The 9029-nt window shown below is 51.2% G+C and carries 13 protein-coding genes and 1 pseudogene; 7 read left to right on the forward strand and 7 right to left on the reverse strand.

Annotated elements, in window-relative coordinates:
* Positions 1–1750: DUF4158 domain-containing protein (locus tag B9Y90_RS25040; protein WP_254902763.1), on the reverse strand; the 1750-nt coding region annotated here is incomplete at its 3' end.
* A gap of 146 nt (positions 1751–1896) precedes the next feature.
* On the opposite strand from B9Y90_RS25040, the gene B9Y90_RS25045 reads away from it, so the two are divergent.
* Genes B9Y90_RS25045 through B9Y90_RS25060 form a run of 4 tightly spaced genes read left to right on the forward strand, consistent with a single transcriptional unit; the run spans position 1897 to position 3453 of the window.
* A complete protein-coding gene (locus B9Y90_RS25045) occupies positions 1897–2475 on the forward strand; it encodes a recombinase family protein (protein ID WP_085543016.1) in 579 nt (192 codons plus the stop codon).
* 2 nt (positions 2476–2477) lie between these two features.
* A complete protein-coding gene (locus B9Y90_RS25050) occupies positions 2478–2762 on the forward strand; it encodes a cytoplasmic protein (RefSeq protein WP_085543017.1) in 285 nt (94 codons plus the stop codon).
* Between the two features lie 26 nt (positions 2763–2788).
* The gene (locus tag B9Y90_RS25055; RefSeq protein ID WP_085543018.1) at positions 2789–3151 is read left to right on the forward strand and encodes a peptidylprolyl isomerase; all 363 of its coding nucleotides are present in this window, start codon (positions 2789–2791) and stop codon (positions 3149–3151) included.
* A gap of 29 nt (positions 3152–3180) precedes the next feature.
* Positions 3181–3453, forward strand: a complete 273-nt coding sequence (locus B9Y90_RS25060) for an arylsulfatase regulator (RefSeq protein ID WP_085543024.1) — start codon at positions 3181–3183, stop codon at positions 3451–3453.
* Here B9Y90_RS25060 and B9Y90_RS25065 read toward each other — a convergent pair.
* Both B9Y90_RS25065 and B9Y90_RS25070 read right to left on the reverse strand, forming a co-directional pair.
* Positions 3428–4006 carry a hypothetical protein gene (locus B9Y90_RS25065; RefSeq protein WP_085543019.1) on the reverse strand — a complete coding sequence of 193 codons (579 nt, stop codon included), beginning with the start codon at positions 4004–4006 and terminating at the stop codon, positions 3428–3430. The genes B9Y90_RS25060 and B9Y90_RS25065 overlap by 26 nt on opposite strands.
* Positions 4003–4698: a DNA-binding protein gene (locus B9Y90_RS25070; RefSeq protein WP_369678992.1), complete on the reverse strand. Its 696-nt coding sequence runs from the start codon at positions 4696–4698 to the stop codon at positions 4003–4005. The genes B9Y90_RS25065 and B9Y90_RS25070 overlap by 4 nt, the downstream gene beginning before the upstream one ends.
* Positions 4699–5128: 430 nt before the next feature.
* On the opposite strand from B9Y90_RS25070, the gene B9Y90_RS26710 reads away from it, so the two are divergent.
* The 3 genes from B9Y90_RS26710 to B9Y90_RS25080 all read left to right on the forward strand — a co-directional run bounded on the left by B9Y90_RS26710 (position 5129) and on the right by B9Y90_RS25080 (position 7124).
* On the forward strand, positions 5129–5449 hold the full coding sequence (locus B9Y90_RS26710; RefSeq protein WP_139827501.1) for a hypothetical protein: 321 nt from the start codon (positions 5129–5131) through the stop codon (positions 5447–5449).
* A 61-nt stretch (positions 5450–5510) separates the two neighbouring features.
* Positions 5511–6308, forward strand: coding sequence for a hypothetical protein (locus B9Y90_RS25075; RefSeq protein WP_085543021.1), 798 nt, complete (start codon positions 5511–5513; stop codon positions 6306–6308).
* 33 nt (positions 6309–6341) lie between these two features.
* Positions 6342–7124, forward strand: a complete 783-nt coding sequence (locus B9Y90_RS25080; RefSeq protein ID WP_085543022.1) for a site-specific integrase — start codon at positions 6342–6344, stop codon at positions 7122–7124.
* 133 nt (positions 7125–7257) lie between these two features.
* On the opposite strand, the gene B9Y90_RS25085 is transcribed toward B9Y90_RS25080, so the two are convergent.
* From B9Y90_RS25085 to B9Y90_RS27445, 4 genes and pseudogenes are all read right to left on the reverse strand, one after another.
* Positions 7258–7470, reverse strand: a complete 213-nt coding sequence (locus tag B9Y90_RS25085) for a hypothetical protein (protein ID WP_085543023.1) — start codon at positions 7468–7470, stop codon at positions 7258–7260.
* 169 nt (positions 7471–7639) lie between these two features.
* Positions 7640–8173 carry a hypothetical protein gene (locus B9Y90_RS26715; RefSeq protein ID WP_139827502.1) on the reverse strand — a complete coding sequence of 178 codons (534 nt, stop codon included), beginning with the start codon at positions 8171–8173 and terminating at the stop codon, positions 7640–7642.
* Between the two features lie 183 nt (positions 8174–8356).
* A complete protein-coding gene (locus B9Y90_RS27440; RefSeq protein WP_254902764.1) occupies positions 8357–8593 on the reverse strand; it encodes an Abi family protein in 237 nt (78 codons plus the stop codon).
* Between the two features lie 36 nt (positions 8594–8629).
* Positions 8630–8911, reverse strand: a pseudogene (locus B9Y90_RS27445) (Abi family protein); the annotation flags it as partial.
* Positions 8912–9029 lie beyond the last annotated feature (118 nt).

Here is a 9029-nt window from a genome sequence, read left to right on the forward strand (position 1 = left end):
CTTGACAGAAATCATACGGCGAACGGGGAAATATCTCCGGTACGCTATGAACAGATGTCTGATAAAAAAGTGTCCTGATTAACTTGACCAGAACAGCTTTCCACTGCCGGTGCAGCTCGGACTCCAGCGCCTTTAGCTGCGTTTTAATCGGCTTCTGCAGAAAAGGGATGTTCATTTCAGCCAGCACCGCGGCCTGTACCCCTTCCGGGACCAGTTCATCAGAAAGATGGCGGTGCCGGAGGCTGTCGTTGAGGTGGAATTCCCCTGCCTGAAAACGCTTTCTTATCTGCCGATAGACCCAGAATTCATAGCGCCCGGCATTCAGACCTGCGGGCTCACCGTCCTCACCGAACTCAAGAAGGTATTGGCGCAACCGCAAGGGTAACGTCTCCGGCGGGCATTCCGCCAGCGGCCGCTGTGAAAGCGTCTGTTTTTTGCTGAACACCATTCTGAGCCAGCTCAGCGCCTCCGCCCACGGGCTGTCCTGGACCACACTGGTGAGGTCAAGTGACAAATATAATGGCCGCAGGTGACGCCGGATTAACGCTGTCATACCGTCAACAGCCTGCCACTGCAGCGACAGTTTGCTGATAGGTTTCACACTCATGCGTTGTGCGGTAGTTTTCAGCGTCTCCCGGGGCATGATTTTCCAGGCGCGACGGCGGACTTCGCCAAAGGTGGTGGGGTCCGGAACGCTGTCGTCAACGTAAAGCGACAGCAGACGTCCAATTTTAGAGGTTTCTCGCCGGTGTTTTTCCTGTACGTCAGCCATAAGCTGTTTAGCCACGCTACGGCTCTCATCCTCAAGCTGTTTCATATGGAAAAACATCGCATCCACCAGGTTGTCGCTGAACTGGCGATAGCGGATCCAGGCATAACACAGCAGATAAAGGTGGGTTTGCTCCTGCTTCAGATTGCGGAGATCGTAAACGGTGTAGAAATTTGCCAGGCTGGCATAGTGCAGCAGATTTTGTTGGGAAATATTCAGTGCAGGCAGGATGTCGCAGGCTTTATGATGCAGCGGCTCCAGGATTGCCCGTTTTTCCCTTTCATGAACCATCTGTCGCCAGCCAAAGTCACGCGCATCTTGCCTGAGGATCGCGAGCCGGGAAAGCGTATCATCGCGCTCAATCAGCTTGTCCAGATCGGCAATGGTGGCGTCATCAAGCCGCTCCGTCAGAATACGCCCCAGCCGCTGCCTTTCATCAGAAAGAACCCGGCTCACCAGCTCCTGAAGCGTGGTATAACCGGGCCGGATAATTTTATGCTCGTTGAGCCAGATAATCAGCTCTGTGGCAACAAAACCGGGGGTTACATCCCGGTGGACAATGTGGGCGGCCTGCTGTTCAAGCTGTGAAGACAGCGAAGATGACCACGGGCGGTAACCAAACAGTGCGCATATTTTTTCGCGCTGAGCATAGAGTTCGTGCTTAGTGAGAGGCTGATCCTGAAGTGACTTACCCTGGAAATAACGGCTCAGAACAAAGTTGCTGTCGTCCTTAACATCATTCCATCCGAAGCGGAAAAACAAGTGCTTGGCTTTAAAGTAAGCGATCTGAAGGATGCAATAAATTTGAGCATGAAGCCCCTGACGACTACAGGCCAGCGCCAGTTCAGATTCATCCATAGCCAGGAATTCCAGCCGCTGTGCATCATCGAAATCAGGAAGGCCATACAGTGCTTCCTGCTCGGCACGATTTAAAACCGCCAGCCGTTCACTTTTGCCTGTCGCTTTGCCACGCGTTGTCATCCTGACCCCGATTAATCATGTCCGTAAGAGGATCGCTCAGCGGACGGTAAAAATTAAATTTGTACTTCAGAGAAAATCACGGCTGACGTTGTCTCATATAACTGGTACGGTATCAATCTCTTTCATGGCCCCTTAAACGTACACTTATGACTGAAATACGCATTGGCTATGCCCGGTGCTCCACTGACAAACAGGATTTGACCGCTCAGCAGGAAGCGCTGGTGAAACTCGGGGTCTCCCCGGCCCGGATTTACCTTGATAAGGGGCTGACGGGGTCAAACCGGCAAAGACCCGGCCTGGACCAGGCGCTGGCAGCTGTTCGTAGTGGTGACACATTCGTCGTCCCCAGGCTTGACCGTCTGGCGCGGTCAGTGCCTGACGCCCGTGAGATAGCGGATGCGTTACAGGCCCGGGGGGTGAAGCTGGCGCTGGGTACCAGCATCTATGACCCCGTAGACCCGAAGGGGAAAATGTTCTTCAATGTGCTGGCGACCTTTGCTGAGTTTGAAGGCGATCTGATACGCCTGCGCACCCGGGAAGGCATGGCTATTGCGCGCGCAAAGGGAAAATTACGGGGAAAACAGCCGAAACTGTCTGATAAACAACAAAAAGAACTGTACCGGATGCGTGAAACCGGGCAGTACTCGATTAGCGATCTTGCTGAGTTATTTTCAGTTTCACGACCAACGGTTTATCGGACACTGTCACGTAATCATAAGGAATGAATATGCGGATCCCGGAACAGGTCATCCTGTCAGCCTTGCAAAAAGGCGCTTGCATCAAAACCTTTTACCGGACATCGGCCCGGGCTACGGGCTCAGCTGTCCGCCGAATACCGGACGGATATGTACTGGAATCGCCAGGTGAGCGGAATGAGGTCATTCTGAGCCATGCCGATTTTCAGTCGGTGGAAAAACGCCTCGCAGAAACAGAAACCTGGGAGCAGAGCGTGGGGATCACACTGTTTGGTGGCAGTACCTGGACGCTTCGCCCCGATACTGGTGATGAATAAACTGAAGGGATACCGGACTGATTAGTATGAAAAAACCATCACGAGGAAACACCGGTCAGGTCATTAATCTTGCTGAATTAATTGATGATATGGCTGAAGAGAAGCTGATAGCACTCCATAATATTATTGTTAATCGCCTTAATATGTTACATCGCCAGCGAACCCGGCAAAGTATGGAGGATTTTCGGCCCGGAGATGTGGTCAGCTTCCGGGCTGAAGACGGGCAAACAGTGACGGGGGTTCTGGTCCGACTGAATAAAAAAACGGTGACAGTTCATACCGGGAGCGGTGCGCGCTGGAATGTTGCGCCACAGCTGTTGACCAGGATTAAACGCCAGTTGGGCTCCGAAAATCTGCCAGATAACACTGTCGAAAAAAAGCTTCATTAAGATTCATGGCCACAAACTCGGGGATAAAAATGATCGACCTGACAGCAGAACAGCGGCAATTAGCGAAAATAGTTCATGACTACACCAGCCAGTTTCCTCTGACAGAGGATGGTGATGCACAATTATTGCAGGGATGTTATGACTACATGGAGGCATTTAAACGGGTGATGGACAGCACATCAAAAGTGCAGATGGACTACATCTGCCTGCAATATCCTGGATATTTTCGTTTTGCGAAATGGATGGAGCGACTTGCTCAGGGTATTGCTGATGGTGTTATCGAGGTTCCAAAAGAGCACTAAAAATAGTAGGTCGGAAATTTCGGCGGTTCCGGCGTAGAACCCCTTCATGTGTGCCTCCGTTTGCCAGCAGACTGTCGGCTGTGGCGCGCAGCCAGGCATAGAGCGCGTGGCCGTCGATATCCAGCCCTGCATCCAGCTGTATGCTGCGTTCATTGATTTCGCCGTCACTGGCGCGTATTGCCCTCAACAGCGTGCCCAGCGTACCGGAAGGCTTCTCAATCACCACCCGCTCTTCATGTTCTGCAAACTGGTTCAGCGTGAGGTCGATATACCAGTCGTCCAGCCTCACAATCACATGAGATTCAATGGTTGATTTTTCGTTCTCCCGAAAATCTGTCGTCGTCTGCATATGGATAATCACCGGCTTCAGGGCCGGGTCGCTGTCCTGCAGGTACTGAGCCAGAAAGTTGCTGGCCAGGTCGCAGCAGCCGTGCGGGAAGGCATTCAGCTCCTCCCAGCGGCCCATCCCGAAGCATTCATGGGGCCGGGTATCGGCGGCCAGCACCAGGGCGTTGTGAAACGCATGGATACGTTGTCTGATGAGGTGATTCATTTCTTCACCTTCCCCTCGCCGCGAGCCAGCGCCAGCAGCTCGGCCTGCAGCGCTTTTTCCCCGGCGCGCAGGGTGTTCACTTCCTCCCGGCTCTCCTTCAACTGGGTGGCCAGGTGCTCATTGTTCGTTTGCTGACGCACCACCTCCTCCCGCAGGGAAATCATCCGCTCCTGCAGCCCCAGCGCCTGCTGCAGCAGGCGGTCGCGTTCGGCCTGCACTTCACGCAGCACTGCCAGCTCGGTTTCCAGCTCCGCCACCCGCGCCTGGGCGGTGTCGCGCTCGAGATCAGCCTGTTCAATGTCGGCGTCGGCCTGCTCACGCGCGTCGCGCGCCCCGGCTTCCGCCTGTTTCACCGCCGTCTGCCACAGCAGGGTCAGCTGCCCGGTCAGCAGCTGCGCGAGCTCTGCCGGCAGCGCCGGGGCCTCGTCGCTCTCCTGCTCCCGCAGCCGGGCGCGGAACGCGCGCATGACCGGGGAGATGGTGGCCAGGGAGCCACCCCCGAGGTGATCGCGGACCTGCGTGTTGGTCGGGTTGGGGGTGCCGGCGGCGATGAGGGCGGCGGCGGCGTCTTCAATACGGCGGACCATGTCCGGGGAAGGCAGTTTGCTCATGGGGGCTCCTGAGGTGCGTGATGCAGGCAGTGTAGCCTGTGTCTGAAAATTACACAATACATGCAATACAGTACAATACACTTAATACATTCAGTACATACAATACAGTACGTACACGAAGAACATCGCTTTCCGCTGTCAGATCCGATTTCTGGTTGTTCCGGATCTGCTTTCCTCGCCCCGGCGACCAGCGGCCCATTAACACAAGATGTAGCGGTTCACTCAGCTGCTGATGACGCTATATGTGGTGTTTTCCCCCTGCCCTGTGACCCGGCGCCCACCGCCAGAAATGGCCGTTGCGGTTCGCGATCAGCCGTGCCACACTTCCGGAAAGTCGTCTATACGCAGAAAATCGGATCAGCCGGAAACGGGTGCTCGGTAATTTAATGACGTTGTTATTTGTCTGCTTATTATCAGGTGAGTGATTATCATTCTGAGTGATAATGCAAAAGGAAGGGATGACGTCAGGGCAGGGATGATTTCACGGCGGAACTATTTAATAGGGTATTAAATGGATATTGATATTGTTATTCGGGATCTGATTAGTCAGGGCATAAATTCTGTGTGGGTAAATCATAGTGCGAACAGTTACGGCCAAGATTTAGTTCAGTTACTAGATGCGCAGGGAAACGAACTTAAATGGCGCTGGCTCTCTGATGGCTGTACAGAATGGCGGGCGCCACCATCAGTGATCGGGGGATATTCAGGCTTACCTGCAGGAGCAAGTGAATTTGACCTCTCACAGGGTTTCGAGTATGCGTCGTTAACTTTAAGCACTGAAGATTATGCAAATTATTCAGAAGTACAGCCGAGTCCAGACTGGTGCCGCTAAGTAGCGAAAAAATATGCATGGCGGGATTTCCATAACTGATGGTGAGGTGCAAATGGGAAGTATGAAAGAACTGATGTATGAGATTCAGGAAGAAAAAGGTAAGGCATGGATCGCGGAAAATTATCCGGATGTTGAGGAAGGCACTCCTGAATGGGATATTGCCGCGGAGGATTACAGCTCGATGCTGGATTATTTAGTCGAACAGGCGGAATGGCAGTGGTTTCAGGACTCGCTTAATGATCTCGACGACCGCTATATCCATGCCGTTCGTGAACTCGATGAACTAAAGGCACTGGTTAATTCAGCGCAGGCTGGCATTGTTTTTCGTATGGCCTACGCCCATACCGTGACGGTGATGGAAGCCTTTTTGATGTATTCAGCCCGCACACTGCTGAATGATGCAGCACATATGGAACGTTTCTACACTAACTTTGCTACAAATCAGAAGGTTAAAAGAGCTCTCAGCAAATGCCACAAAGCTGTTCTGGCACATTCGCAGAGGTATCCCGACAAGTCGCCGCCTGATCATACTGTTTTGCACCGCCGTGCCGCTCAGTTATATGTCAGTCAGAAGACTTTCCACAATCTGAAAAATCTGCAGAACTATTTTTCTTCGGTCCTTGAATTGCCGTATGAGTGGCCTTTTGCCCCCCTCAAAGACATTGTTGAAACCCGACAGGATCTGGTGCACCGGAATGGTGTCAGCAAATACGACGAGCAAGTACATATCGGCCGCTGGCAACTGGAACATGCTGTTCGTGATATCCGGGCATTTATAGACGCGGTGGCTCTCACCTTGCGCCGTGAAACTGGTGCAGGCGACACGCTGCCGGTTGTTCACCCCAGGAATTCATTCTGAGCATTGAGTCACTAAAGATACTGGAGATACCCTATGTTGCCAGCCCTTACCGGCAATGTCGTTCCCGCTGCTGTCTCTCAGCTGCCGGTGGCCATCGACTACCCGGCCGCACTGGCTCTGCGACAGATGGCGCTGGTTCAGGACGAGCTGCCGAAATACCTGCTGGCGCCGGAAGTGAGTGCCCTCCTCCACTATGTCCCCGATCTGCACCGCAAGATGCTGCTGGCCACCCTCTGGAATACCGGCGCGCGCATTAACGAAGCCCTGGCGCTGACACGTGCTGATTTTACCCTAGCGCCGCCCTACCCTTTCGTGCAGCTGGCCACACTCAAACAACGGACTGAAAAAGCCGCCAGAACGGCCGGCCGTTTGCCCGCCGGCAGTCAGCCTCACCGGCTGGTCCCGCTTTCCGACAACCAGTACGTCAGCCAGCTGGAGATGATGGTGGCCACGCTGAAAATTCCGCTGGAGCGGCGCAATAAGCGAACCGGCAGAACGGAGAAGGCGCGTATCTGGGAGATCGCAGACCGGACCGTCCGCACCTGGCTTACAGAAGCCATAGAGGTCGCAGCCGCCGACGGGGTGACGTTTTCAGTCCCGGTGACGCCCCATACGTTCCGCCACTCGTACGCCATGCACATGCTGTACGCCGGCATTCCGCTGAAGGTGCTGCAGGCGCTGATGGGCCACAAGTCGCTGAGCTCGACGGAGGTGTACACGAAGGTATTTGCCCTCGATGTCGCCGCGCGGCATCGCGTCCAGTTCCAGATGCCGGAAACCGACGCCGTGAGCATGCTGAAAAACCTGAAGGTATAAACAGGAAACGTCAGGGGAAATAATTACGATCTGCTCTCCCCGGACCGTGGACATTTTAACTGTTACGTCCAGTTGGCGGGGGAATTACACAGCAGACGTAAAAAAGGCCGCTGGCGCGGTCTGAAGGTAGCATTCAGCGGTGATAGAGCCGAACCCATTCGATGATCTCATTAAGCTGGGCGTTATCCAGTTCCGTACAGTTAGCAAAAATCGCTTGTGCTACGCGGCCCTGATGCCTTTCAGTCGTTGAGCCTATGCCTGGCACGCCATTCATGCCCTGCTGACCGTTATCGTTAAGTACACGCCGACGCGTTGATGTGACAAACTGTTGTGCCTTGATTTCCATCATATATTTCCTGCAATAACGTATATTTGTCATAATCTCATGATACCACTAAAGCCCCCATGGCCATCAGAATTGACAGAATGACCTGAATGCCCATTTGTGCGGAGAACTTAAACGAGGAACGTAAAAAAGGCCGCTTGCGCGGCTTAGTTGCAACAAGGGATGCAATTTATAACCTCCCCTGTCTGACCATCCCATTACAAACATTTGCCCTATACTTCCCGCCATTATCCAAAGGATAACGATCACGCAAACTGGCTCCAAACTTGAAAGCATTTTTTATTCTGGTTATTTTTTCGTTATCACTATCATATAAATTTATTAATCCGTGATAACGCCTTGCTCTTTCTACTTTGCTTACTAAATTCGAATCACTATCAATACTTCCCGTATAGCAAGCTAGAGTAATCGAACCAAGGATATTGTTGCTTGTCGCAATGTAGCCACCGAATCTAAATTCTTTTAATTTACTTTGATTTATTTTCTTTTGGTTATCTATCGCTCTTATTTTACTACCATTATTGTTACATTCATCAAATACTGACTCTGGGGAGCCATTTCCTAAAGCAAGAAAAACCTCATGAGTTTCACTGTTTTCTGTATAATAGCATGTATCACCACTTGAAAGCTTTTCTGTATACTCCCATTCTGCTAGTGCATGACTTGAAGCAAGTAGTAAAGTAATCAATAATATTTTTTTCATGATGATATTTTCGACATTTTGGTAATTAATCACCTTTTTAGGGTATCAAGCAAAGCCTCGCATTGCCACCAGTAATGGACAGAATAACCTAGAACGTCTAGGTAGCGAGGGAATAGAACTTGAAGTGTAAGAAAGGCCGCTGATATGACCTTTCTCAAGTGTCTAAAATCGGCTTGCGGTGTGTTAAAAAAATAGCTGTTCTTCCTTCCAGCGTTCAGGAAATCCCATTGACGCATAGAACAATGTAGATACAGGATATTTGTCGAAAAGTGTCTGAATTTCTTCCCCGATCTTTTCAAAACCGAATGCACTTAGCATTTGCTGAATAACAGCAAGGGAGGTATATATCCGATTAAGCTGATCTTTGTTTGTGACATTTGTTTTCACGAGCGGAATTGTTGGATTAAGTAAGTTTTTCACCAACTTGGGCGCTCGCCTGTTTCTGTTAAATAATCGTGTATGATGACAGCAATCATTACGTACTGTATGGATGACTGTTAACCAGTCCAAAAGAGTTGCATAGTCTTTTGCCCCCGCAATTCTTGAAGCATATCTATCCAATTTCAGATTTATGATAGAATGCGGGCTAAAGGCTTCTAATAGACTTTTTAGATTACCGAAAGTTAATAGCTCAATTGATACCCACCCGGGAGGTAATCCACGATGAAACGGACAAAATTGGTTAAAGTATTTTGATCTATAATGTTCAGCGAACTCTTCTTTTGATTTTCTGAATGACGTGCTAACACTAGAAACCGTTCATGGTTAGGAAGCTCAATCGACTCTTTTAGAGGTTCCTAACCATGAATTGTAGCGATGGCGATCCGCATGTGGTGGGTACTTTTGCGTGTTAATG

This window comes from Cedecea sp. NFIX57, assembly GCF_900177785.1.
GTDB classification, from domain to species: Bacteria; Pseudomonadota; Gammaproteobacteria; order Enterobacterales; family Enterobacteriaceae; genus Cedecea; species Cedecea neteri_C.

What these genes read in the sequence shown, in the direction of transcription:
- B9Y90_RS25045 (WP_085543016.1), top strand. Translation starts at nt 1,897, where the DNA reads ATGACTGAAATACGCATTGGCTATGCCCGGTGCTCCACTGACAAACAG.
- B9Y90_RS25050 (WP_085543017.1), top strand. Translation starts at nt 2,478, where the DNA reads ATGCGGATCCCGGAACAGGTCATCCTGTCAGCCTTGCAAAAAGGCGCT.
- B9Y90_RS25055 (WP_085543018.1), top strand. Translation starts at nt 2,789, where the DNA reads ATGAAAAAACCATCACGAGGAAACACCGGTCAGGTCATTAATCTTGCT.
- B9Y90_RS25060 (WP_085543024.1), top strand. Translation starts at nt 3,181, where the DNA reads ATGATCGACCTGACAGCAGAACAGCGGCAATTAGCGAAAATAGTTCAT.
- B9Y90_RS25065 (WP_085543019.1), bottom strand. Translation starts at nt 4,006, where the DNA reads ATGAATCACCTCATCAGACAACGTATCCATGCGTTTCACAACGCCCTG.
- B9Y90_RS26710 (WP_139827501.1), top strand. Translation starts at nt 5,129, where the DNA reads ATGGATATTGATATTGTTATTCGGGATCTGATTAGTCAGGGCATAAAT.
- B9Y90_RS25075 (WP_085543021.1), top strand. Translation starts at nt 5,511, where the DNA reads ATGAAAGAACTGATGTATGAGATTCAGGAAGAAAAAGGTAAGGCATGG.
- B9Y90_RS25080 (WP_085543022.1), top strand. Translation starts at nt 6,342, where the DNA reads ATGTTGCCAGCCCTTACCGGCAATGTCGTTCCCGCTGCTGTCTCTCAG.
- B9Y90_RS25085 (WP_085543023.1), bottom strand. Translation starts at nt 7,470, where the DNA reads ATGGAAATCAAGGCACAACAGTTTGTCACATCAACGCGTCGGCGTGTA.
- B9Y90_RS26715 (WP_139827502.1), bottom strand. Translation starts at nt 8,173, where the DNA reads ATGAAAAAAATATTATTGATTACTTTACTACTTGCTTCAAGTCATGCA.